Origin of the sequence: Burkholderia sp. BCC0322 (assembly GCF_902833045.1) — a bacterium.
Lineage (GTDB): Bacteria > Pseudomonadota > Gammaproteobacteria > Burkholderiales > Burkholderiaceae > Burkholderia.
On sequence record NZ_CADFDU010000013.1, the window covers coordinates 187,437 to 211,497 of the forward strand.

Consider the following 24,061-nt stretch of genomic DNA (forward strand, 5'->3'; position numbering starts at 1 on the left):
CGGAGCAAACCCCCTATTGGAAGCTTGCCCCGCTGGTGGGAGCTGGCGCTACCCGATCTGGACAATCGAAGTATCGTCAATCCCCCGCCTGCGGTCAAGTTTTTGCGCCCAATTTTTTCTGATCTCGCAAGTCGAGAGGGCTTAATACGCCCTTTTAATTTGCGATCGGAGCGAATCATGCAAAACAAACCGCATGCCGCTATCAGTTCGATGGCTAGGCAGGGGATTCATCATACTCCTGCACGACACGTGGTACGGCCGACCGGTGGGAATTTCCGTGGCTGGTTCCCTTCCTTAAAGTCAGGCAGATCAGTGGCGTTCGAGTCATTGATTGAGCGTGACGCTTTGCTTCTCTTCGAGTTCTCTCGCGGCATCGTCAGCTATCGAGAGCAACCTTACTCGATCTATTACTCGTTCAACGGTCGGTCGCGGAGATACACCCCGGACTTTGAACTCACTCTCGCCAGCGGCGCAGTGCTACTCATTGAGGTCAAACCAGAAGAACGAGCGCGCGCACCAGACGAAGACAAACGGCTTCGCCGAATCACCGACCATTTCGCTGAGTTCAGTGTGCCATTTCGAGTTTTGACGGACACCCAGATTCGTAGCGGAGCGCTTCTGTCGAACCTGAACACGTTGTTCCCTTATCTAAGTGACTCGATGTCAGGGCTTCAACGACGAATGGCTATAGCACCGCTCCTCGACGAGCCATTCCTAACGGTCGCACATGCCCGCGCTCGTCTCGGATCGACCACGGAAGTTTGGCGGCTCCTCGCGCTCAATCTACTGTTCTGCGACCTACGTCAGCCGTTGAGCGACTCGACTGCATTGTCCGTACAAAAACGTGAGCCGAGCGATGAAGAGCTATATTTTTAAAGTTGGGGTGTCCGTCGTGCTGGACGACCAAACTCATAGGATCGTGCATCTTACGGCGGATGGACTGATACACCTGATAGCAGTGTCCAACGGTGCAATGACAGTGACATCACTCTCCGAGCTGCAGAGGCAGTACCAATCTGGCCAGCTTCGCTTTTTGGACGAGGTCATGACTATAGGCGATCCAGCGCACGCACGGTTAGGGCGCCCGCTGTCGACGTTTCCTAGCGGTGTTCAAGAAAAGGCTATCCGAAAAAAGAGGTACCTTGACATGCTGCTTTCTCGTGGCCCAATAGTGTCGACGCCAACAGTACTTGCGCCGCTTATTCAGGAATGTGCACGAGAATTGAACGACCCTCATCCGCCAAGCACGATCAGTGTTTACAGATGGGCTCGTCGAGTTTCACGCGCAGGTGGTGACAACAGGGCATTGATTGACCGGTTCGACCGCAGGGGACGTGGCAGCAGGCTACCCCTTACGAGTTTGACTTTGCTCCAGCAATCGATCGACTCAATATACATGGCGCGAGAACGAGGCTCTGTGACTGACGTGTGCGCTGATCTTCGCTACCGGGTAGATCGCGAGAATGAATTTCGCAGCGGGAACGACAAGGTTCCAATGCCGAGTCTCGCCACCGTGTATCGGGCGATCCGTTCACTTGATGCTTTTGACGTCACAGTGGCCCGCCGCGGAAAGCGCATAGCAAATATCACATTTCGCACGAGTGGTCTCGGCGTCCATGTTGAACGAATCCTTGAGCGCGTCGAGATCGATCACTCTCCTCTGGACCTTTTTGTGATCGACGAGAGGACGATGCTGCCTTTAGGCCGTCCGACAGTGACCATCGCACTTGATCGGTATTCGAGAATGCCAGTCGGTATGCACATTGGATTTCAGGGGCCCTCAGTCCAATCCGTGCTGCGCTGCCTGAGGCACGCTGTAGTCCCTAAGGCGGACCTTCGAGATCGCTATCCGGACCTTCAGCATGACTGGCCATGCCATGGAAGAATCCGTGAACTTGTTTGCGATAACGGAATGGAGTTTCACAGTGACACGCTGAAAAGGGTTGGGCTCGAGTTGGGCATGATGGTGACGTTTTGTCCAAAACGCCAACCGTGGTTCAAAGGCGCCGTTGAACGCTTCCTAAAGACGTTGAATTTTCAGTTTGCACACGCGCTGCCTGGAACGAGTTTCGCACGATGGTTTCATCGAGAGGACTACGATCCGCAGGAACAGGCATTGGTTACGTACGATCAGCTGATGCATGTTCTGACGCGCTGGATAGTAGATGTCTACGCACACTCCCTCCATCGAGGAATCCAAACTACACCACATGAGAAATGGGTTACGGGGGCAGCACATTTCCCCCCGGTTCTGCCGTCGAGCGTCGGAGACATCGATATCATGATTGGCGAGACGCAGACCCGAACTCTGTCTCATCAGGGCATTGAACTCGACAACTTACGCTACAACGATCCCGCACTTCTGCATATTCGCAGAAAACACGGCCCGCGAATCAAGGTCGACGTCATCGCGTATTTCGATGATGTGTCACGCATTGCCGTCATCGATCCCGACAGCAAGGTCCCCGTCATTGTGCCGGCACTTGACCAGGAATACGCAAATGGTCTAACGCGAGAGCAACACCGACTGCTATGTGCACGTGCGCGCGAGACCGGTAAAGGGCTAGTCGACCAAAGCGCCCTTGCGCGGGCGAAAGGCGAAATCCGAACGTTGATTTCTGAGTTTGCCTTGAGCAAGTCACAACGGAAGCGGCAAAGAAGTGCAACCTGGCGTGGCATTGGGACTGAGGCTGCGGACATATTTGCTACGCCGCCGACCAAGACACCGTCCACAAAGACCCAACCCCACTTTGAGACACAGTCGGCTGTTCCGGTGTCGGAACTACCAAAACTAACCGGGTTGCTGCTGGATAGTCCTCCGCGCGGAAAGGGTGCGTCATGATTGATCGACAGCCCAGCGATGACTACTACGCCAGGGTGCGCAAAGTAGAGCGGATCCTCATTCCTCATCGACAATTCACGGTCGTGGTTAATCGCTTGCAGCACGTACTTGACTTGGCGCGACACGATGCGGACCCACGCCATACCCTCCTTGTGGGCGAGTCTGGAACCGGTAAGACATGGATCGCGCGCTATCTCCGGTCGATACTGCCGGAAACCGAAAACGACGGTATACGAGTCAAGCCAGTTCTTGTTGTGGAAACGCCCACGTCACCGACATTGAAGAGCCTCGCGCAGGCCATACTGGTTGCACTCGGAGACCCGCTCGCAAGCCTTGGCAACGCTGAAGTCAAGAGGCTAAGGGCGCTGGCGCTCATTCGCCAGTGCCGAGTACAGATGCTCATTGTTGATGAGCTTCAGCATTTCCTCGATCACGGCTCCCACAATTCACCTCAATCTGTAGCCGATTGGCTAAAGAATTTCGTGGAGGATGCGCAGATACCATGTTTGCTGATGGGGCTGCCGAGATCAACAGCTATTCTTGCGCTTAACGAGCAACTGCGACGTCGATTCTCTGCTCGCATAGAGCTTCTTCCGTTCTCAATCGAGCGCGATGAGGAAGAGATGGAGTTCCGGTCAATATTGAATGCGTTGGACGAAATGCTTCCCTCTCGAAGTCGCTCAGGACTTGCCGAGCCCGAAATTGCGCGTCGGATATACATGGCAACCAACGGTCTTATCGGATATGTCCGAAGGCTAACAACCGGTGCGTATGAACTGATGGAAGCTGCGAACCGATGCAGTATCGATCAGGAATTGCTACAAGAGGCTTTCACCCAAGAGATCTGGCGAGGTGGGCAGGATGAGCTAAATCCATTTCATTCGAAGTTTTCGTTTCGACGTCTGGATCGACCAGGGGAGCCGTTCGCGCCCACAAGTCGTCGGGGTGAAACCCGGGGCACACGAGGCGGTTATTAAAAGATCATCCATGAAATCATCTTTGATTAATCTCCCACCACCTCACCCTTTCGAAAGCGCTCAGGGATTTCTTCTGCGATTGGCAGAAGCCAATGCCTATCCCAGTGTCGAGTGGCTGCAGCGCGTCGACGGTCTCCAAGTGCAACTTAGGGCTCTAGTGGGCACTACCGTTTTTGGATTCGTACCCAAATGGCTCGACATATCCCAAACGCACGCCGTAGTTCCGTCGGCGTTCGAACAAAGGTTCTGCCTCGGGCGGCGAGCACGATGTTGCGCTGCATGCCTGTCGGCGGCGCCATACTGGCGAGCGATATGGGAACATCGGCTGTATGTCGCTTGCCACCTACACGGCATGCAGTTGGTAAGCACATGCCATGCGTGCGGAAGCGCACTCTCTTGGAAGCGCGCATCCATGACGAGATGTCACTGCGGGAGCGAGATCTCATCATGGGAACAACTCGAAGCGTCTCACGTTAGCGTGGACGTTGCTCAGCATATCTGGCGCGCGTTTGTGAAAGTGATAGGTATGTCGAACGACGCCGAGCGTTTACAGGTTGGCGTACTCGATGGTGTTAGCCTTCCTTCTATTGCGTCGTTAATTTGCCAACTTGGAGCGACGACAGAGACCACAGAGCACATGCTGTCCCCCAAAGTGTGGCGCAACCTCACGTCATCAGACACGCACCGCCTCATAGCCGGTGCCTATTCGCGCCTGACTGACTGGCCACTCAAGTTTCACGACTTCCTTCGCGAAGAAGATCAATCTATTGAGGACGACACCGTAGCGTTGCGGCCATCACCGCGCGTGCGCCGATTGAAGAAGTTCCTATTTTCCGAGCTGCCACCTGATCTGAACTTCCTGCTCGACGGCTTTCGCGGATACATGCGAGATCAGTCCTTGCGTACTCTGGACCATCGCCATCCTTGGGCAACCGAGGACGATATCCAGTCACAGGCATACGTAGCAGCAAATGTTGCTGCGCGCCAGCTTGGAATTCGCGTTTCCACGTTGCATGCGTTGGCCACAAGGGTCGACGTCAAGGAGATTCGAAAGCCGGGGCGCACGAGGCGGCAGTTTACCCTTATCCAGCGAACCGCACTATCGTCGCTTAGGCAATATCTTACGAACGAAATAAGCCTTCGGGCCATGAGCAAACTTCTCGGAATCTCGGCCTCGAGGGTAGAACAACTTGCCGACGTAGGAATGCTAACGCGGAGAACAGTTACACACGGAATGGTCTCAACGTCCCTTTTCCAACGCCGTGAGGCATTGGCATTGATCGATAGCATCAGAAGTGGTGGATTTGCCTCGGCATGCACAGATCAAGAAATCTCGATCGCTGAAGTATGTAGATACTTTCTCTCGCAACGAGCAGATTTCGTATCCCTTGTCCGGGCAATGCAAGAACGGCGCATCGTCATAAGGAGGTGGAACGAGAATGCTCCCGGCATCGGAGGAGCGACTTTCAGCCGTCGAGAGTTTCTCAACTGGCATCGACGACAATGTTGCATGGGAGGTATGACAGTTTCAGAGGCGGCTGTCCATCTTCATGTCAAACAAGAAGTGGCGTATCACCTGGTCAAATCGGGTCTATTGAGAGGAAGTGTAGCTGTTCGTGGACGACGAACCGCCATATTGATCACGTCGGACTCGCTTTCGGACTTCGAACAGCGCTATATTTCCTCAGTCGAGCTTGCTGTTGAAATATCGCTGTCAGCCGTAGAGGTCGTAGCAGTTCTTTCTGATCTCGGTGTATCGCCGATTTGCGGACCACGATCGGACGGTAGCCGTCAAAACTTCTTTCGACGTAAGGATGTGGATCTCGTTTCGGAAGCGCTAAAGGCTTTTGCCGATGCCAGAGCAAGTCATTTATAGTCAGACTCTCTGCTCAGGTGTATTGGCCTCTACTGAGAAGGAGGAAGAGCATGGGCACTTTGCATCCATGGGAACGTAAAATCTTCATCGACACGGAATTTACGGATATTGCGACTCCACGCTTAATTAGCTTGGCCATGGTTGCTGAGGACGGCCCTGAGTTTTATGCTGAGCAAGCAGACGTGGACAGCCACGCTTGCAGTCCCTTTGTTCAGACCTATGTCTTGCCACAACTCGGTGCGGATCCGACGCGTGTAATGGACCGAGTAGCGTTGCGTGAGGCAGTACGAATTTGGATGTCAAAGTTCACTGGAAAAACGCAGCGACCGGTGATTTGTTACGATCACCCCGTTGATCTACAGCTGCTGTGGGAGCTCCTCGGCGAACGAACTGTTGGCTGGAAAGTAAAGCTCATCAGCTCAAGAATTGATTCCACCGCGAAGGAGGAATATTTTGCGGTGCATGGAGAACGTCACCACGCTCTTCATGACGCGCGTGCAAACCGGGCTGCATACCGATAGACATGAGGCACAAATAGCCACGCCTGATCGTTGTTGACCTTAGTGACGTGGGGCACAATCAGGCACCGATTCGTTTCAAACTAATAATTTATATAACGCGAGGCCATACAACATGCATCTTCATTCGTATAAGATCAGAAACTATCGGCGACTGCGCGACGTACGCATTGAGCTTGCATCCGACATCTCCATTTTCGTTGGCTCGAACAACAGCGGCAAGACTTCCGCGACGCAAGTCCTTCACGCGTTTGTGTCCGGCGCAAAAGATCGATTTTCGCTTTACGACTTCAGCTCATCATGTTGGAAGATATTCGACGAACTTGGGGAGCTTCAGAGTGGCGGGGAAGCACCTTCATTACCGTCGATCAGTCTCGACCTCTGGTTCGAAGTCAGCGCGCACGATCTTTACCTTGTCATTCCGCTACTACCGAGCACCTCGTGGCATGGAACTCAAGTTGGAATGCGCATAGAATTTTCCCCAAGAAGTCCGATTGAGCTTATCGAAAAATTTCGCACGATACGCGCCGATGCCCAAGCGAAGGCCGCCGCACTTGAGCACCGAGAAAATGAAAAGTACGTCCCGTGGCCGAAGAGCCTGACTGACTATCTTAAAAATGAACTACTGAACGAGTATGAATTTCAGTATTTTGTCCTCGATCGTGCACAGTTCAACGACCAGCACGAGGCACCGGCAGACTATAAGCCTCTACCACTCGCCAAGGATCCTGGTGGCGGGGCAATTTTGCGTTCTCTGATCAAGGTTGATAACCTAAGCGCTCAAAGACATCTCGCAGATCCAACCGGCAGTGCCAGCGGGACAACCGGAAGGGCTGAGGACCTGTCCAGGAGGTTGAGTCGATTTTACAAACGGAATCTTGATCAACGCCAAGAGGACCATAAGGCGCTCCGAGCCCTATTCGATTCCGAGATCGGACTTAACGAGCATCTCGCCGACGTCTTCAAGGGTACTCTCAACCGACTTTCCAAACTCGGCTATCCAGGCCTGCACAATCCTCGCCTTGAAATTAAGTCAGCGCTCAATCCCGCGTCCATAATGAGCAGCCAAGATACGCGTGTGCACTATATTCTTGGTGACGGTGACAACGCGTTGCAACTTCCGGACACATATAACGGACTCGGTTTCAAAAACCTTATCTATATGGTTGTTGAAATACTTGATCTTCATGCCAGATGGGTTTCTGACAAAGAGCAGCGCGCACCACTCCACCTGATGTTTATCGAAGAGCCGGAGGCCCATTTGCACGCGCAGTTGCAGCAGGTGTTTATTCGCAACGTACTTGAACTTGTCAAGGCCAGCACGGAAGACGGAAGTGCATTTCAGAGCCAACTGGTCGTGACAACACACTCCTCCCACATCTTGTACGAGCGGGGCTTTAAGCCGATTAGATACTTCCGTCGGCAATCGCTAAACGACGGCCAATCCACCAAGGTCCTCAATCTCTCTGCCTTTTACGACCAGAATCCGGATGAGCGCGAGTTCCTTCAGCGATACTTGAAGCTGACCCATTGCGATCTCTTTTTCGCAGACGCCGCTATTCTGGTCGAGGGGAATGTTGAGCGTCTCCTGTTACCCGTGATGATCGAGAAGGAAGCCAGCTCGCTACGTTCAGCCTGTCTTTCCATTCTTGAGGTCGGCGGTGCGTTCGGGCACCGGTTCAAATCGCTGGTCGAATTTCTCGGCCTGATCACGCTCGTCATTACTGATCTGGATAGTGTAGCGGTTACCGGTGTCGCAGCAGCACCTGGCGCGGCCAACGCGGAAGTCACGGATGACGAAGACGACGGAACCGAATTTGAGGTGCCGAACGACACGCCCGGCCAACCCGCCGTAAAGAAGTCTGGCTCTGCCTGCCTTCCATCGATTCCGGGAGCGCTTACGTCGAACCAGACGTTGATCCAGTGGCTTCCCGCCAAGCAAACTATCGCTGAGCTGCTTGTCGCGACCGAGGACGAAAAACTGAAGCAGGCTGCGGGGGGAAAAGGTTTCCGAGTACGAGTGGCTTATCAGGTGGCGACTGACGTGACGTGGAACGGTGCGACGGTGAACCTTTGCGGGCGCACGCTGGAGGAGGCGTTCGGCCTTGAAAATGCTGCATGGTGCCAGGATGTCACCCAGCGTCATCTCGGCCTGAAGCTGAAAAGCGCTCCTGTCACACCGGATGCCCTCGCTGAGGGGCTTCACAAGCGCGTCGGAGGGAAATCGTTCGACAAAACAAAGTTCGCGCTTGGAGTGCTGACTGAACAACCGTCGAGCTGGACAGTGCCCCTTTATATCAAGCAGGGCCTTCACTGGTTGTCCAGCGTTGTAAGCTTGGAGATACCTGCACCGTTACCGGAAACGACCGAACCCGCCGCTGCAGCTGCGGCCGCCCCCGAGCCCACGCCAGACGGAGCACCCGCATGACTAGCCGCGCCAATCAACGAGATACAAATGCGGATGTCGAACTCTACGAGTGCCTGAATGCAAAGCCTCCGCGCAGTTTCATGATGATCGCGGGCGCAGGGTCAGGCAAGACGACATCGCTGATCAAAGGGCTCACCGAAATCCTCCGCAGCCACGGCGAACAGCTGAACCTCCGGCGTCAGAAAGTCGCCTGCATCACGTATACCGAAATTGCAGCAGGTGAAATCTGGGCTGATGTCGGTAACAATCCGCTCGTGCATGTGTCCACGATTCACAGCTTCCTTTGGTCGCTGGTCCGTTCTTTTCAATCCGACATCCAGCAATGGGTCGTAGGTCGCATCGACGAACGCATTACCCAACTGCGCGCGACAGCAGCCGGGTTCGGGCCAAGAGTTCAGCAGCGTACTCGCGACAAGAACCAAAGCGATATAGATCGCGCGGAAGCCCAGCTGGCACGCATAGGTCAGGTTAAATCATTCACATATGGCACGGGCAGTGACTATCTCAAGGGTGTACTAGGTCACGACGATGTCATCAAGATGGTGCCGCAACTGATCAGTGAGCGTCCGTTGATGCGGAGCCTGCTTGCCTATCAATATCCAATTCTGTTCGTCGATGAAAGTCAGGACACAATGGACAACGTTGTGGAGGCCTTCAAAGCGGTCGATCATGATTTCGGTGACAGGTTCTGTCTTGGCTTCTTTGGAGACCCGATGCAGCAGATTTACGCAACTGGAATAGGAGCCATTCCGTTCGCCACAAACTGGGCCAACATTACAAAGCCGGAAAACTTCCGCTGTCCGACAAACGTGCTTAATGTCGCCAATGCGATTCGCAGAGACGGAGATGGGTTGGTGCAAACTCGCGGGAGGACAACGGGAGAATCGGGGGCTGAAGTAAGCATGCCCGGGAGCGCGCATTTGTTCATCCTACCCGTCGATGATCGACGCGATGAACGTCTCGCACAAGTTCGTGCTTGGGGGGCCGTAAATAACGACGACCCTCTTTGGAATCGGGATGCGCCGGATGACGCGGTCAAGGTTCTCGTTATCGTCCATCGGATGGCGGCCAAACGGCTTGGATTTGGCGATCTGTACGCGGCCTTGAATGACAATGCGCCTGATTCGTTCAAAAACGGCTTCCTTGACGGGACGGCCTGGCCCGTACGTCCTTTCAAAAGTTTTCTTCTGCCGCTTGCGGATGCGATTGCAAATGAGGACGATTTCGAGGTGATGCAAGTTCTTCGAACACACTCGCCGTTATTGCGAAAAGAGAACCTTGGTGGTGTCAATGTTGCGGAGCGTCTGGCCACATTGCGCACCTTCACGCAAGAGCTGAAAATAATGATGGAACCAGGTTCGAATGCGACGAACCGTGACGTGCTCCAGTCAATCCGCGATCTGCATATCATCGAGCTTGATCCAAGGATACTTTCGTATCTGGAAATGCAAGACTGGGCGGAAGCCGGGGAGAACGCCGGTGCACAAGCTGAGCCAGAAGAGGATGGAGAGGATCTGACCAAGGAAATCTCCGCAATGGAAGCGTTTCTGGCGTGCCCGACGTCGCAGCTCTGGGGATACTACAAATACATCAACGACGAATCGCCATTTTCAACACAGCAAGGTATCAAGGGTGCCGAATTTGAGCGCGTGCTTGTCATTCTCGACGACGACGAAGGTACACACGTTCAGTTTTCGTACGAGAAGTATCTGGGAATAAAGCCACTGTCGACACGCGATCAAGCCAACCTTCGGGAAGGCAAAGATACGGCTGTCGAACGAACTCGACGGCTATTCTATGTCTGCTGTACGCGCGCATTGAAAGATCTGGTCGTCGTGTTGTTTACAGACGAAATTGAGACTGCTCGGCGGCACGTCGTGGAACGCGGAATATTTCCAGAGGAAGCGATTCATCTCGAGGCCGAGCTGAACGGATACTAATGCGACGATTGTTGCGTGCCATTCACCATCTGGGTCACCGGAGCAGGGACACAAAAGTCGATTTACTCTGCCAATGCGGAACTATCTGACGGATCGCCGTTCGCCGTGGACTTCTCCGTAACTTTGATCAGAGTAGATCAATCGACAAAAGCGTCCGAGTGGTTAACAATGATCCGCCCCATACGCTCCCGCATTGCTGTATGCCGTCGACCACTTATCGTTGAATGGCCAGCACGATGCGAATGAGCATCGGAGTGCAGTTGGCACGGCTGCTCAGATCCGTGACACGGCCTGAGCCGATCCGAGGGTTGTTGCTGTGCATTGGATAATTGCTAATTTTTAGGTTTAACAAACTGATTATGAAACCAGGAAGCTCACTCGAAAAGGACGTCCAACGAGTCTACACCTTTCTCCTCAACATGCGAGATGAGGGTGTTGTCGTCGGCAATCAGGTGTACATGACTGGAAAATCTGGAGAGCAACATGAGATCGATGTCTATTACGAGTTCTTAAAAGCCGGAATCCGACATCGCGTTGCAATTGAATGTAAAGATTGGGCAACTCCGATATCAAAAGGGGAGATCCGAGATTTTGAATCAAAATTAAGAGACATCGGGAATATCACTGGAGTAATCGTCTCCAGAAATGGATATCAAAGTGGAGCCGAGGGATTCGCCAAATATCACGATATCCTGCCTCTAAAATTCGAAGACCTTCCGTCCTTCAACGTCTTGCTAGCTGCACGACTAAAGACAGTGGCCTTGCCAGACGAAACTTACCACGGCGAACCATTCTGGACGATAATGGAAATCGAGGACGGAAAGGCTACTGGATCGCATTTTGCGACCCAGTTCTCTGGGAGTGGGAAGTTAGCAATCCCGCTTACGTACTCTCGACAACATGCTCTTCGTATCTTCAAAGAGGCGAATCTAGACCCTACGAGGTGGGCTGTCCGGGGACTGCCTCGCTTCGCTTTGCGTGCCTTTCTTATAACGCTTGAATTGTATGAGAAGAAAATGGGAGGTGGTGCCGTGATATGTTATCTACCACCCGGCGCCAAACCGAATGCTCAATTTATCGGAGTTCCAGCATCGCGCGACGATCTTATTCGAGAGTACTATGGCGAACCAATTCCATCAATAGAAGACGCCGTAAATCGTCATTCGTGAGCGTTTGTCTCGCAATTGGCTAAAATGAAATCAATCATCTTAAATGTCGCTGAAAGTTTGCGGAATCCTGATACCGCATTGGATCCGGACCCGCGAACGACGATGTTCACTGGACTGGACCTGCCATCTTTCGCTGCTCACCACCGCGACATCGAAGCCATTCAGCTCCCTGACCACGTGCCGGAAGCTGTTTGCATTCAATTCGAGACGGCTCGGAATCTCTACCTTTATGCTTGGTACGTGTACCGCTTCTTCCCGGTGTCCCAAAGCCAGGCACTATTCACGCTGGAATTAGGGCTCCGAACACGGCTGCCCAATAGACTGCCCGAGCGATATCAGAGTCCGCGGCTGCCCCAACCGATGCTGGCCGGCCTGCTGGCGTACGCGATAGACCAAGGTCTCATCCGAAACGAGGGTTTCCGTCGCTGGCATCAGGCCGCAGAAGACCGTGCACGACAACGCCGATCAATGGACGTCTTCCAATCCATGATTGCTCAGCAACTCGAAAGCATAGAAATCGACGAGAGCCCACAAGTCACAAGCACTCCTGAAGATCAAAGCTGGGATCTCGTGCAGATACTTCGTAAGCACCTTCCCAGTTTGCGAAACGAGTTAGCTCACGGCTCATCGATGTTGACAAATCAAGTGATCGGAACCATTGAACTGGTCGCGGAGATCTTGTCTCAGATCTATGCACCGGAGCCGAGAACGCCGGCTGCTGAGACCAACTAAGACCAGCATTCCGTCTGCAGCGCCTGCGCATCGCTAGCACGCCATTGAATTACTTGTGGTGAGGCTGAGCGCCGTGTCGACCTTAGTAAGAGTTACAGTCGAGAGGTCTCAACCCACCACAGCTTAAGCAGCGATTGCGCTTCGTGGCCGACTTCGCACGCCCCGAGAGTTGCGAACTGGTGCAACAGGCTCCGGAACGTCTGCCAATACGACATTTATCGCGCGTTCCGCCTTAACGCGTAGTGCACGCCCGTAGCAACTCATCCCTTCCCAGTCTACTACCCGCTCACCGCTGGCGTTAGTCGTCACCGGAACCATGATGCGGGTCTTCCGCAGGCGTCCAAGCGTTGCGCCGTTTCCTCCCCAGCTGAACCGGCTCATCTGCTGCTTGATGAGCGTCGACAGAACAAGCGCACTGTCAGCACACAGACGCTCATGCCGAAGCACTTGAATGTTCTGGCTCGTGTAGAACGCCATCGGTTGGTACGCGACGGTTTGGGTGTCAAGACCAATGGTGATTGCGTTTCCGGGCTCTGGGTTCTTCTCCTGACGAACACACGTTCCGTCGATCCCGTTGTTCTCACGAGTCCGAGACACAAACGGATACCGGCCCTCACCTGTCGGAACCAACTTCGACTTATCGTACCAGGCCGACGACGCCTTCATCGATTTGAAGACATCGGTAATGAGCATCGGTTCAAAGGTGAACTCCGGCAACGTATCGTCATCGTCTGACGATGATACGCGAGCCTCGACCATTCGCTCCTTCGCAACTCTGAGCAACTCTTCACCCAGCCGCGTCATCCCTTCCCAATCGACGACATGCTCTCCGTCAACATTGGTTGTCATAGGAACCATAATCTTCTGGCGACCAAGCCGATGCAACGTCAGCTTGTATCCGAACCCGAACTTCGGGACACATTGTTGCGTGAGCATGCTCGCGATCAACAGCAACGCTGGCTCAGTGGCCTGGTCGGACAGCGGCTCAAGCGCGATGACGTCGTCCGACGCGCTGAACGGAGCGGGTTGGTATTTCGCGTGACCAGTTCCCCCGTCTCCGTTGTATATCAGCGTCACCCACCCCCCTGGAAATAGTACAGGGGTATCAGCGAAATCGGTAATGCTGTTGTTCATTCTCGACGCGCCGACAAACGGTGTGGCTCCTGACTTTCTATGAGCAGCGATCAACCGTCTTCCCTTGTGAGCGTGGAAGAGTCCCGTCTGACGCCCCTTGACGTCAACAACATACACCGGGGCGAATGTCAGCTTTTCAAATGCGCTCACGTGCCATCTCCCTCATTCCGTCGCTCTTCTTTCGCGGACTTGATGAGATCGCCATTGCCGTGAGCGTGCATATCCACCTGCCAGACGAGGTAGTCGGCAACTGTCGCCATGAAATCTTCGACGGTCGGAGGTTGGTCATTGAAATAAAAGTACGAATGCTGCCATTCATCCTGCGCAGTGACCTCCGATCGCACGATAAACCTGGTGTCATCGACGGCATCTCCTCGCAGCACCTCAAGCAGGTGCCTACGCCGCGACGCTGCTGTGCCGTCATCCGTAAGCCCCCGGTGCATCTGCACTTTGTATCCATCGTGCTGGAAGTTGACGAACTTCACCTTCGCATCCAGCGGATGCGGTCGTCCTGCCGTAAACAGCACAATCACCGCATGCACCCCAACGCCTGAGTCAGCAAAGGTTTCACCGTTCATTGTGATCACCGCGTCGAGCGTATGTTTCTTCAACAGTGACACTTTTCGGCCCTTGTCGTCCGTCGTCTTCCCGACCATAGCCGACTGCGGAACGATCGCTGCGAGACGACCACCGGGGTTGAGAAACTCCAGCGCTCTCTCAATGAATGCCAGTTCAGATAAGTGGCGCGTCGTCTTATCCTTTGCCTGCGAGTAAGGCGGATTCAGCAGCACCTTCGTGAAGCCGTGCCCAGGGATCCAGCTGCCCCCTGTACCACGCTTATCTCCACGCATCTCATGCAAGGGAGCCTCAAAAATCGAGTCGCGACGGAAATTCGCCTTACCGTCACCACGCAAGATCATGTTCGTTGCACCAATGGCGAACAGTTTGTCCTGGAGCTCGATCCCGTGGAGTCGATTCTTGCGAATGTCTTCCCTCAAAATCTCGTCGTCGCCGGCGTCTTTGAACATTCGGTGCATCGCAGCGATAAGGAACGATGCAGTACCTGCCGTTGGGTCGAGGACCCAATCGCCAGCACCAACGTCGATCAGCTCGCTCATTAGCGAAGTGACGTGTTCGGGGGTAAGCACGATGCCGAGTGTGTTGCCGTCTCCACCGCCGTACGAAATAAACTCGTGGTAGAAGTTTCCGAGCACATCGAACGAGCTCATCGTGGGGTCAGTGACGACCTTCTGCACGTCTGACTTCAGGATCTGCGCGAACCACCTGAGCGGGGTCATCCCCAGCTCCTTATGTACGCGGTTCAATGCTGGCGATTTTTCGATGAACGCGAACTGATCAAGCAGCGTACCGATCTTCTGCTGCGGCCCAAAACCCTTAGAGAGCATGTAGGCATGCGCTGCTTTGTAGATCCGAGCACCGTCCCAGTCGTCTGGTAAATTCTGGTCGTAAGATCCTTTCAGCTCATCGAGCTCGAAGCCCGGTTTCTCCAAGGCCAGCAGAATTGCCGACACAAGCGGCGCCTTGCGATCGTTCTCGACCGAGCCGTAGTTGCGCATTCCCTCGTGCAAACGCGAGGCAGCCGCCTTTACGGTGTCGAGCCTAACCTCCGCCTGCGGCTTATTCCCGAGCACCGCAACCGAATGGTATTCGCCGATCGCTTCTGCTCCGAAGACATCGAGATTGTCGAGGTCGTCCAGCAACTTGATCTGGCCGGGCCCGACGTAAGCTACTGCGATCTCATGGTGGTGCTCTTCTCCTCCGATGCCGACTGCGAAGATGCCCTTGTACGGCACACCGTTGCGCAACATCCCGCTCGCATAGTGGACCGCGCCATTGAGCGCATAGTCCTGCCTGTACGGGAAGTCGGTATTCACCTCACCATCTTCGAGGAACCGTGTGAAACGCGTCTCCTTCTTGTCTTCAACAATCACAATGAAGTGATCTACGACAAACACGAACTCCGGTTTGCCTTCGCCTTTTGCGGTCTTCGACTTGGAGCTGCCCGCGAGAGCATCACGCTTCCACTTCGGCCCACCGTCCTGCTCCCACGGTCTCGTTACTCCGATATCGCGCAGGAGGTCGCGCACGAACTGATCGGTGGCCTTCTCGTTGCCCATCTACACCCCACTCCATGTCAAAGTCTGTGTCGAATGTTTCAAGAACATTCCGCAAAGCGAACAACTCTACTCGCTATTCGCCCAACCGCACCGTCTTGATGCCCAATGCAGCCATGCACTGAGCGAAGAATGCAAAACTGAACGTGCCACGATTAATCTTCGCGGCTAGTCCCTTGTAGGTCTCGTGCACTCCGATTGCATTCAATCGACTCACTAGCTCTTCATAGCCAACGCCCGCCCGTGCCAGCTCGGCTTTGAGCAGGTTACATGCATAGCGGCTCCACTCGTCAGCAATCATCGGCAGCAGTCATTGTTTAACGTCCGAAATTCTACGTGAACGCATCACATTCCACAAATGTATTGATTTTGAAGTCTGTAAAGCTTGGGGCTCGAACTTGTGTTCACTGTTACTTCAGCGTCCTGGCAGGCCTTGGATCTGCACACTCAAGTCTTCTTGCCGTCGACTAACGGCTGCTCACTATCACTCACGCGATTGACAGTATGAGAGACGACGAAGTAGTGCCACTGATCGCGCGATCGTCTTGGGCATAGGAGAGCCCGAACAAACCGCATCGGCACCATCTACTTCAGCCAATCAAGTGCGAAATGACACCGCATCCGGGAGAAGGACGAAGAACGTGTCCGATGCACTGCTCGTTGTGCTGCCAGTGACAATCGTACTCGTGCACCCAAAGTGTCTTGGTGTCGGTGCACAACTTCGACTCTCTATCACAAGAGGGGCGCCATCGTAATCGTAATCGTGGTAACACCGCCAGACTCGCCATCGTCGATTCGGAAAATGGGCGGCACGCAACCGTCAATCATATCGATGGGCTGAGGATAGACTAGTTCGAGGTGCGCACAACGAAAGCGCTTTGAATACGCGAGCATCTGGTACACGTCCGCTTCATCGACACCCCAATCGTCCGAGCTGGGATTCAGCGACTTCCATTTCGCATCGATGATCCGATCAAGCGAGTAGGGTGCGTCCTTTGACGCTTTCGTCCAGACCGTGACATCCGGCTTGAGAGTGAAGAAAGACTGCTTGCCCTGCTCGATGAGTGCACGTTGCGGCCCCTGCCGAATAACAATGTTCAGCGACTCCGCCTCCTTCAACTCTTCCCGGTGGCACACATAGTCTTCGAACAGTTTATTCATATCGAAGAGCAACGCGGGTGCAGCCGCGCTTCCGCTACGTAGGTCGGGACTCGCTAGCTCAAGCAACCACTCGCACCATTGCATGACCGCGCGATAACGCAAAGTCTGACGATCGTAACGCAGCAGTCGAACATCGGCAGATGTCACATGAACCTGCGCGACACTCGTCATCCGTGCGTGCAATTCGAACCACAAGCGCTGCGTCGACGCAAGCTTCGCCCAATGACGACATGCATCGAGCGCCGCTCGAATGATGCGATTGTATGGATTGTCGACTGTGAACTCGTCGTACTCGCAATGAAGCAGATGAGGGCGCGCGATGTTGTGCCGTAGCTGTCCCCGGGCGTGAAAACGCCCTCGCACCACGGTTAAGTCACCGAATTCCGGAACATAGCGCCTAATTAGTCCCGTCTGCGCCACGCCGAGGGCGCAGAGCAAAAATTCCCGGATGAAAATCTCGAGCAGCGGCGCGTGCACTGCACCCTGCTGGGCGCTGCTCATCGACGATACCTTAAGCCTTCCTGCATGCTGCAGCATAGATAGCAGCGCGGCGCGCCCGCGCGATGCAGTATCTGCTTGGCTCCCAAGGTCGACCTTGGGCACGATCTCAAGTACACAAGACGCGGTCCGGACAATGCCACAATGCTGAGCGAGCTTCACGCCCCCGACAGTTCGCTGACAGAACCCCGGGCGCATATCGTTGATCTTGAGCAGTGCTTCCGCTTCTGGCGAAGTGAGATGCGCAGCGACCGGTATCAGTCGACAGTTTGCGTCAGCGGGCGAGACTTCGTCTATCACCGGAATTAGCATGTGTTCGACCGCTGTCACAGTGCGTAGGACTTGCATCGATGGTCCTCGCCTCGTGTCAGGATACTGTCGCCTCGTCCGGCATATCCGGTGCGTTCACCACGCCATCATCGTACAACGCGACGATATCCGCTGCAGTCCAAGACGATGGATCGCTAAGGGTTAGCGAAACGCGCGCCGCGGTCCCAACGAGATGGGCGCTACCCGGAAAAAGATTCGTCGGTGTGAGCGTTCGCGCGAGAAAGAAAACACTGGTCCTGTCGCGCCCAGTCAATGCCAACCGGACCTTCTCCATGTCGTCAAAAAAATATTCCTGCAGCAGCGGAATGACGCGCTCCGCAAGCCGCCTCCGCAATTCAGGAAGGTCGTCGATGGACATAAACGTTGCGTGACCGATAGCGTGGTTACGGTCGAGCATAAACTCGAGCCGGTCGTTGAGCCGCGTCAGGAGTTTGCGGAGATCGATCGAGCCGAGAGCTGGTGAAACACTGATAAGCTCTGGCTGCGGCGGGCACTCCACGAAGCGGAAACGTCTTCGTAATGCGACATCCATTGTCGCTACGGATCGATCCGCAGTATTCATGGATGCGACGATATCGAGGTTGTCAGGTACGCTGAATTCTTCGTCCGTCGAGCCTGGCAATCTAATCCATGTACCGTCACCTTCGTTCGGTTCACTCCCCGCCCTTGCACGCTTGGACGGTTCAATCAATGTGATGAGTTCACCAAAAACCTTCGCAACGTTTGCGCGGTTAATCTCGTCGATGAAGAGGGTGAAACGTCGACTTGGGTCCGCATGAGCCAGTTCGCAGAGCTTTCGGAATGGACCCTTTTCATAAACCACGGCAATTCCATTGCCGCTCGGCGCGGCAATTGGCCTCAAGCCCCCGACAAACTCTTCATACGAGTAGCTCGGGTGGAACGATACGAACGCGAAATCCTCGCCTGCTTCGAAAGCTTCACGCATACGGTACTGCATCCGATGCGTCTTTCCCGTCCCAGGCGGTCCATAGAATATTACGTTGTCTGAAATACGATGCGGAGGAGGGGTATCGTCACTTTCCTCATCATCGATTTCGGCCTCCTCTTCGACTTCCTTCGACGGCCGCACACCTGGCAAATTGAGGATATCGGAACCCGACGGATCCTGCGGATCCGGCTTCTCCTTCAAAAGCGTACCTACAGGCGCCACGTAGTAGTCAACTGCGCCAGGAAACTGGATCTCCAGCTTGTTGCGCAGATCCAGCAGCGCAGCGTCCTGCAACGGGCGGTTGCCGGCCATCGACTTTGCCCAAACCTTGTGCGCTCGCATAACCTTGTTTTTGTTGTCCTGGCTGAACATCCGCTCGAACGACTCTGGAAACAAAACGTGGCAAAGCGTGTGATAAAGCTGACGGCCCTTTCCTGACGGAATAGAATTCAGCCAATCTGCGAAGTCGAATCCGCTGCCGCTCAACAGTTTCGTTCGCTCAGATGGCGGCATGGCGGCTAACGCAGCGAAGGCCTGAACTGCGAACGCCATCTCGGATGGAAGGTACTGGTTGTACCCGGGCCCGGCACTTCCGAGCCCCGAAAGCACCGGTATTCCAAGAAAGCTAGATTGAGTTGGAAATGGCGCGGCAGGATTGAGATTCCATATCCCTTCGAGCCGTTTTAGCTTCTTGGGCGGTCGCAGATTCGTTGCGGGAAGCTCCACGATCCAGAAAATCTCGGCCATCAACGCAACGTCGAGAGCCGTGCACGTAGATAACTGCAGTTCGAGCTTTTGATAGAACCCGCCCTCTCCCGGATCCGGCTGGTCAACGAAGTTCGCGATCAGATTCTGAAAGTGCGGCGTAGTCCAGATCGCCTGTCCTGGCAGAAAGAGCGACTGTTGATTGATCAGGCATTGCTGCTTGAACTCCTGCGCGGCCTTAAATACCTGCGGGGCATTCGGATGGTCGGGATTGAATCGGCTCATTAGCTTCTGGCGCGACGGCGTTGTGTTATGAATGTGTGAGGCGGCGCTCATCCCCCGCTTTCACTTAGCGCAATTGAAGCGCCGCAGTGAATGAGCCAGTCACTCGGATTATCGAGTACCTTAGCAGCTTTTCATGTGGTCTGTCCGGCACATCATCGATGTTTAGGCTCTCGTATAGCGATCAATCCGCAGGAGCAGCTAGCGATGCAACGTCAGCGGTTCGGCACGATTGCCGCCGGCGCAGAGACTAAAATGATGTGTTGAGGCAGGGCCATCGCTAACGAGCCCGCGCGATGGCCTTGACTCATGCCATTCCTTCCAGTGTGGGCTGATCTAAAGCGATCGTATCCGCGATAGCCTGAATCTCGACGAGCAAATCTGCCTGTTGTGCTTGCAAGTACTGGCGCACTGATTCATTCTCAAGCAGCCTCACAAGGTAGCCCTTTGCAAGCACGAGGTTGAGCACGTCCTGTCCATAAGTCTGCTCGACCACCTTGTACTGTCCCTGCAGATTGCTCATCTCCCGCTCCATCTTCGCCATTTGCTCTGGACTCACGCCAGCAAGCTTCTTCGGTTTCTTTCCTTCGACCAAACGGGAAGCCGGTGTCGCAACAAGCAACGCTTCCGCATACGACACGGATAGGTTGTTCGCTGCCCCCATCAGTTCGACACACTCGACCTGTCGCGTTGGCTTCATCTTGCGTAGGGCTCGCACCAGTTCTGGCGAAAACTGCCGATCCTTCAGGAGCTCCGTCGCCTCAGCACAAATCCCATCCAGCAATGCCATCCTCTTGATGATCTGCGACACGTCCACCGACAGCGCCTTCGCCAACCGCTCCGGGGACACACCTCGTTCAACGGCCCGACGAATCATGAAGTGCTCCTGGATGGTCGATAGCCGATTGACGCGATTGTTGTACGTGTAGCTCTCGTCATCGGTTGCGACGAGGCAGGACACGGTGTTGAACTGAAGTTCCTGCAACGCGATCAATCGCAGATGCCCATCGAGCAGGACGTGGTTGCCCGATGCCTGGTCGACCGGCGTCACCGAAAGCGGCTCGATCAAGCCCACCTCTTCGATGGAGCTTCTGATCTGCTTGAACTTGCGCGAGATCATCATGCCGGCGGGTGTGCGCCGCGACGGCAGGATGCTCGTGATCGGAACCGACAGTGGTTCCGGAATAAACCCAAGTGCTACGCCGGTCATGCTGGACTCCCGCTCGGCCATACACGTTCTGCCAGATACTTCGGCAGAGTCGCCAGTTCTTCAGCGCGCAGCAGGTTAACGAAGTTCTCGTCGGCAAATAACTGCCTGAGCGCGCCGACAATGAACAGCAACCGCTGCTGCGTAAACTCTGCCTTGCGCACCATCGTTTTCTGCCGTTCAACTTCATGCTGATACGTTCGGACGAGGCTCGATGTGGTCACGTCCATCACCTTGCGCGTCATGTTTCGATTCGCCGTACGGCCAAGCGCCTTCCTACGCTCGATGACGCGCCGAGCGTCCATCAACTGGCGCCCACGCAATCTCCCTGATTCATATGCTTCCTGCAGTGCGGCCTGGATCGCCTCATCGTCGTCGCCAGCACCAACGATCGATAGCGCCGCGTTCAGCGGAATTCGGCCTTTCTCGACTGCGATCACGAGACGCTCTTCACCCTGATGCAGCAGCGTCAGGATCCCCTGCACGTAGTGCTGCGTGAGCCCCGTCTTCTCGGCGATCGCCTTCGGTGCATAGCCGCGCTCCTGCAGCTCGCGTATGCCGGCGAGCAGCTCGAGCGGTCGGCACTGCCGTCTCGCGATGTTTTCCGTCAGGCTCATGATGAACGCGTCTTCGTCGCTCACGCTCACCACCAGGGCTGGTATCGTCGTTTCGCCGAGTGATCGGAACGCCTTCAGTCGTCCCTCCCCACACACGAGAAGGTACTTCTCCACGCCACTGGCCGTTGCCCGCGGCGTAACCAGAATCGGCTTCTTCAGGCCGATCGTCTTGATGTTGGTGACGATTTCCTCGAAGACGCGACCGTTACGCTCGCGAGGGTTGATCACTTCGATCTGGCTGATGGGGATCATCCGGACCTCACCGGGCTGCTCGCGCTGAGTCATGCTCTTCTCCTCAGCCGAGCACGCTGTGCCATACCGTATAAGTAGTCCAGCGTGTCGAAGCGATAGCTCTCGAACTCGATCGGATTCCAGTCCGCGAGACTGATACGAGGCTGCCAAAAATCGATGTGCGGCAGCAGGTAGTAGTCGAGCGCCGTCGAGTTGCTCTGGTCCAATCTGACTGCCACGGTGATATCCGGCAGCAGGCTCGTGTCGAACCGCACCTTCCAGTGGTTACGACCGCTGCCGCGCACCTGACACCGTGACAGCACGATGCAGGCAGTGAACTCCCGATTCACGGTCAGCAGGTCCGTCGCCGGATCACGCGATACGGATCCGCCGAGGTCCGCGATCTTCTTTTCCGTCTCGGCAACGATCTCTGGGTGCAGTTGCCGAATGAAGCGATTCGTTTCGATATAACGATAGTCACGTCCTGGCGTGAAGCCAACCGTCTGATACGCACGAATCAAGCTACCGAAGCGATACACATAAACCGAGGTGGACGGCATCCCCTCCGTTTCGTCAATCACGACGCCCGATAGAAAGCCTCGGCTTCGATACAGGTTTCGCAGACGCTCGATAAGCTCCTCACTCGAGTAGCGCCGAGCACGCGCCCGCATGATGCCCTGCGCGGTATAGAAGGTTTCACTCGGCACGATGGATTCGAACGCACCCTCCTTGCGTACCCACATCTCGGCCGGATTCGTGACACGCGATTTCTTCAGCTTGAACGACACACGGTTGTAGACGTTGTTGCCGATGTACTTTTCGTTGGTCAGCACCTCCCGAATCGTGGCCCGAGTCCAGGGCCGCCCAAGGTCCGTCTGAACGTTCATGCCGTTCAGGCGTGCGGCGATCTCGTGCTCATTGAGTGACTCATTGATGAACCAGCTGTAGATGAGGTTGACGATTCGAACCTCGCTGTCCGGGCCCGGCATCAGAATGACGCGGTCTGTCTGCAGGCACTTGTGCTGACCGCGTTGCAGTTCCCCCTTCATGAGGCCATGTTCATCCACGAGGATCCGGCGTAACGCATAGCCTGCAGGCCCGCCTTGCCGGAAACCGAGCTCGATCAATCGACACTGGCCAGCGAAGACCTTCGCTGACAACTCGCGGCTGTACTCACCGGCCATCGCACGCTTCACACCTTTGACGATCGTCGACACTGGCGAGCCATCGTTCTCGAACTGTTCGGCGCAATAGGCGACCTGGATGCCTGCGCGCCGGCAGATGTACTCGTAATAGGCACTTTCGTCTGCATCCTGGAATCGTCCCCAGCGGCTTACGTCGTAGACGAGGATCACCTGGAAATCGGCCATGCCGGTTTCCACGTCCCGGATCAGTTGCTGCAGCGCTTGGCGCCCATCGATTCGCAAACCACTTTTACCCTCGTCGGCGTAGGTCCGCACGATCTCAAGATCGCGACGAGCAGCGTAGTCGCGAATGCGATCACGCTGATTCTCCGTCGAGTATTGTTGGTGCTCCGTCGACATCCGAACGTATTCAGCAGCCCGTATCCTGCAGGCCTGCCCGTCAGCGGATTCGCATGTGCAATCGAGGTCCACGATCCAGCTCCCACTGGCAACCGCCCCTCGCTGCGCCACCCCCGACATCAACTAGGGGATTTGTATCGGCGAACGCGTCGCGCCTTGCAATGACGTCGAATGCGAGCGAGTACACAGCCAAGGTAGCAGGCCATAGACCCTTGTCGTACACGTCATCTCTTTGCAATCACGCCGGAACTGGCTTCGGCTCAGACAGCACGGCAATGTGCACCGTCCACGCGTTCATCTTTGCAACGCCGGCCTCAACCGCGTTGCGCAGGATATAGAACCCAGATGCCAGCGGGCGATGGGCCGGCCACACGTCCATGTTTGCAACAGCACTAGCAGTGCGCCGCGCATTTCGTCGTCGCTGCATCGCGCAATTGCGATCGCGATAGGCCGGGTGCGTTTCGCGGTAGTACCGCCAGTAGTCAGGATGTCGGGCCCGCCAGCTGGCCTGGGCGCGGATCTGATTCTCGCGATAGTCGGGATCGACTCGCATGCGCTGGTGCTGCCATGCACGCCGGCGAGCACGCTGACACGCCTTGGCCGAGCAGAAGCGTTGATGCGGGATGTGTAAGAGCGGAGTGAAGGGTGTGCCGCAGGCGGCACAGATCCGATCCGATTTCATGGCCGTGCTTGAGCGGCCCCCAGTAAACAGTGCCATGATGTAAGCGAGTTTTCGGCGGACTTTTTCAGTATGAAAGGAGCCGTACGATGAAACGCAAGCGCTTC

At 55.1% G+C, this 24,061-nt stretch carries 18 protein-coding genes; 9 read left to right on the forward strand and 9 right to left on the reverse strand.

Features of this window, described 5'->3' with window-relative positions:
• Nucleotides 1–177: 177 nt before the first annotated feature.
• From HWX39_RS28990 to HWX39_RS36450, 9 genes are all read left to right on the forward strand, one after another.
• Complete coding sequence (locus HWX39_RS28990; protein ID WP_175971134.1) at nt 178–876, forward strand: TnsA endonuclease N-terminal domain-containing protein; 699 nt, start codon at nt 178–180, stop codon at nt 874–876.
• On the forward strand, nt 857–2,842 hold the full coding sequence (locus HWX39_RS28995) for a Mu transposase C-terminal domain-containing protein (protein ID WP_175971136.1): 1,986 nt from the start codon (nt 857–859) through the stop codon (nt 2,840–2,842). Before HWX39_RS28990 ends, HWX39_RS28995 begins: the two co-directional genes overlap by 20 nt.
• Nucleotides 2,839–3,819, forward strand: coding sequence for a TniB family NTP-binding protein (locus HWX39_RS29000; RefSeq protein ID WP_175971138.1), 981 nt, complete (start codon nt 2,839–2,841; stop codon nt 3,817–3,819). Before HWX39_RS28995 ends, HWX39_RS29000 begins: the two co-directional genes overlap by 4 nt.
• A gap of 526 nt (nt 3,820–4,345) precedes the next feature.
• Nucleotides 4,346–5,695: a hypothetical protein gene (locus HWX39_RS29005; RefSeq protein WP_244135119.1), complete on the forward strand. Its 1,350-nt coding sequence runs from the start codon at nt 4,346–4,348 to the stop codon at nt 5,693–5,695.
• Nucleotides 5,696–5,745: 50 nt separating this feature from the next.
• Nucleotides 5,746–6,216: a 3'-5' exoribonuclease gene (locus tag HWX39_RS29010; RefSeq protein ID WP_175971142.1), complete on the forward strand. Its 471-nt coding sequence runs from the start codon at nt 5,746–5,748 to the stop codon at nt 6,214–6,216.
• Nucleotides 6,217–6,328: 112 nt separating this feature from the next.
• On the forward strand, nt 6,329–8,641 hold the full coding sequence (locus tag HWX39_RS29015) for an ATP-dependent endonuclease (RefSeq protein ID WP_175971143.1): 2,313 nt from the start codon (nt 6,329–6,331) through the stop codon (nt 8,639–8,641).
• Nucleotides 8,638–10,581 (forward strand): UvrD-helicase domain-containing protein, encoded by a 1,944-nt coding sequence (locus HWX39_RS29020; protein ID WP_175971145.1) that lies wholly within the window; start codon nt 8,638–8,640, stop codon nt 10,579–10,581. The genes HWX39_RS29015 and HWX39_RS29020 overlap by 4 nt, the downstream gene beginning before the upstream one ends.
• A gap of 359 nt (nt 10,582–10,940) precedes the next feature.
• Nucleotides 10,941–11,750 (forward strand): restriction endonuclease, encoded by an 810-nt coding sequence (locus tag HWX39_RS29025; RefSeq protein WP_175971147.1) that lies wholly within the window; start codon nt 10,941–10,943, stop codon nt 11,748–11,750.
• A 24-nt stretch (nt 11,751–11,774) separates the two neighbouring features.
• The gene (locus HWX39_RS36450) at nt 11,775–12,482 is read left to right on the forward strand and encodes a hypothetical protein (protein WP_244135120.1); all 708 of its coding nucleotides are present in this window, start codon (nt 11,775–11,777) and stop codon (nt 12,480–12,482) included.
• A gap of 123 nt (nt 12,483–12,605) precedes the next feature.
• Here HWX39_RS36450 and HWX39_RS35965 read toward each other — a convergent pair whose 3' ends face one another.
• The 9 genes from HWX39_RS35965 to HWX39_RS29080 all read right to left on the reverse strand — a co-directional run.
• A complete protein-coding gene (locus HWX39_RS35965; protein WP_208458860.1) occupies nt 12,606–13,766 on the reverse strand; it encodes a restriction endonuclease subunit S in 1,161 nt (386 codons plus the stop codon).
• Nucleotides 13,763–15,754 carry an N-6 DNA methylase gene (locus tag HWX39_RS29045; protein ID WP_175971149.1) on the reverse strand — a complete coding sequence of 664 codons (1,992 nt, stop codon included), beginning with the start codon at nt 15,752–15,754 and terminating at the stop codon, nt 13,763–13,765. Before HWX39_RS29045 ends, HWX39_RS35965 begins: the two co-directional genes overlap by 4 nt.
• 73 nt (nt 15,755–15,827) lie before the next feature.
• Nucleotides 15,828–16,052 carry a DUF6471 domain-containing protein gene (locus HWX39_RS29050; protein WP_175971151.1) on the reverse strand — a complete coding sequence of 75 codons (225 nt, stop codon included), beginning with the start codon at nt 16,050–16,052 and terminating at the stop codon, nt 15,828–15,830.
• A gap of 431 nt (nt 16,053–16,483) precedes the next feature.
• A complete protein-coding gene (locus tag HWX39_RS29055; RefSeq protein ID WP_175971153.1) occupies nt 16,484–17,758 on the reverse strand; it encodes a restriction endonuclease in 1,275 nt (424 codons plus the stop codon).
• Between the two features lie 19 nt (nt 17,759–17,777).
• Nucleotides 17,778–19,679, reverse strand: coding sequence for an AAA family ATPase (locus tag HWX39_RS29060; protein WP_175971155.1), 1,902 nt, complete (start codon nt 19,677–19,679; stop codon nt 17,778–17,780).
• A 304-nt stretch (nt 19,680–19,983) separates the two neighbouring features.
• Nucleotides 19,984–20,886: a plasmid partitioning protein RepB C-terminal domain-containing protein gene (locus HWX39_RS29065; protein WP_175971157.1), complete on the reverse strand. Its 903-nt coding sequence runs from the start codon at nt 20,884–20,886 to the stop codon at nt 19,984–19,986.
• A complete protein-coding gene (locus tag HWX39_RS29070; RefSeq protein WP_025992349.1) occupies nt 20,883–21,785 on the reverse strand; it encodes a ParB/RepB/Spo0J family partition protein in 903 nt (300 codons plus the stop codon). Before HWX39_RS29070 ends, HWX39_RS29065 begins: the two co-directional genes overlap by 4 nt.
• Entirely contained in the window at nt 21,782–23,395 is a 1,614-nt protein-coding gene (locus tag HWX39_RS29075; protein WP_175971168.1) for a recombinase family protein, read from the reverse strand. Before HWX39_RS29075 ends, HWX39_RS29070 begins: the two co-directional genes overlap by 4 nt.
• Before the next feature lie 118 nt (nt 23,396–23,513).
• Nucleotides 23,514–24,061, reverse strand: a 548-nt coding sequence (locus HWX39_RS29080) for a hypothetical protein (protein WP_244135121.1), incomplete at its 5' end; no start/stop codon positions are given.